This window comes from Acidisphaera sp. L21 (assembly GCF_009765685.1).
In the GTDB taxonomy this organism is placed as follows: Bacteria; Pseudomonadota; Alphaproteobacteria; order Acetobacterales; family Acetobacteraceae; genus LMUY01.
In genome coordinates, this window is sequence record NZ_LMUY01000115.1 from 1 (window position 1) to 1,449 (window position 1,449).

General features: G+C 66.7%; 3 protein-coding genes. All 3 read right to left on the reverse strand.

Features of this window, described 5'->3' with window-relative positions:
• Window positions 1-77 precede the first annotated feature (77 nt).
• The gene (locus GSQ76_RS22700; RefSeq protein WP_254070581.1) at window positions 78-890 is read right to left on the reverse strand and encodes an ABC transporter permease subunit; all 813 of its coding nucleotides are present in this window, start codon (window positions 888-890) and stop codon (window positions 78-80) included.
• The gene (locus GSQ76_RS22705) at window positions 887-1,279 is read right to left on the reverse strand and encodes a type II toxin-antitoxin system VapC family toxin (protein WP_158746396.1); all 393 of its coding nucleotides are present in this window, start codon (window positions 1,277-1,279) and stop codon (window positions 887-889) included. The genes GSQ76_RS22700 and GSQ76_RS22705 overlap by 4 nt, the downstream gene beginning before the upstream one ends.
• A 125-nt stretch (window positions 1,280-1,404) precedes the next feature.
• Window positions 1,405-1,449 (reverse strand): hypothetical protein (locus tag GSQ76_RS32850; RefSeq protein WP_408837124.1); only part of this gene is annotated, 45 nt, incomplete at its 5' end.

Below are 1,449 nucleotides of genomic sequence, written 5' to 3' on the forward strand. Positions count from 1 at the left end.
CTGGCTGGGGCTGACGCGACCAAGCCGTTCGGCGATGAGTTCCATGACTATATTCCGGGTAAAAAGGCGGCTGCACCCTATGCCCGGCGGCGTCCCCCGGCAACCGCGCGCTGTTGCAGCAGCCATGCGCCGACCAGCGCCGTGGACACCACCAGCAGGATCACCGTCGCCAGCGCATTCAGTTCCGGCGTCGCACCCAGCTTCAGCGACGAGAACACCACCATCGGCAGGGTGGAGGCTCCCGGGCCGGACACGAAGCTCGCCACCACCAAATCGTCCAGGCTGAGCGTGAACGCCAGCAGCCATCCCGACAGCAGCGCCGGCGACAACAGCGGCAGCGTGACGCGGAAGAACGCGCCGCCCGGCGTGCAGCCGAGGTCCATCGCCGCCTCCTCCAGATCCGTCCCCGCGCCGTCCAACCGGGCCCGCACCACCACCGCCACGTAGGACAGCGAGAACGAGATATGCGCCACCGCGATCGTCGTCGCCCCGCGCTCGCTGGGGAAGCCGAGCCACTGCTCGCTGGCAACAAAAAGCAACAGCAGCGACAGACCGATCAGCACGTCCGGCAGCACCAATCGGGTCGCCAGCAGCGTGTCCAGCACCGCCCGCCCGCGCAGGCGTTGGAACCGCACCAGCACCACGCCCGCCGCCGTCCCGAGGATGGTTGCCCCGGTCGCCGACAACGCCGCCACTCGCAGCGACAGCAGCCCGGCGCCGATCAGCGCGTCATCGTGCCACAGCGTGACATACCAGCGCCACGAGAAGCCAGACAACACGGTGGTCATCCGAGAATCATTGAAGCTGGTGAGCACCAGCAGGATGACCGGAATGAACAGGAACGCATACCCGAACACCAACGCCGCCAGCAGGGAGCGCGACAGCCTCACGCCTCCCAATCCTCCACCCGCAACCCGGGCACCCGAGCGAACTCGCGCGTGCTGTGGGTGACAAGCGTCAGATCCCGGGCAAGCGCCTGCCCGGCAATGAGCACGTCATACGGCCCGATCGGCATTCCCGCGCGCGCCAACGCAAGCCGGACTTCCGCCGCACCGCGCGCATCATCCACGTCGAACGGCAGGCTCTCGAAGGCCAGCGCCTCAACCCTTGCCAGGTTATGCGCTGCCCGAGCGCTCTTGAGCGCACCGAACACCAACTCGAAGCTGGCGACCGACGACACTCCGATATCGGCCAGCGAATGCTGCCGCACCCGGCGCTGCAAGCCTGCCGCGCCAGTCCACAGTTGGATGACGACGTTGGTATCGAGCAAGTATCTCACTCAAAAACGGCTCGCTCTGGTTGGTCGCCCGTAGTCATCGAGCGCGTCTAGAAACTCCTGCGACGCCGGGCCGGCGAAACCATCCAGCCAAGCCCGTTCATCCTCTTCCGGTTCCAAACCCGCTCTCACTGGAAGAAATCCAGCGCGGGGCGCGTCTGCTTCCCCGGATC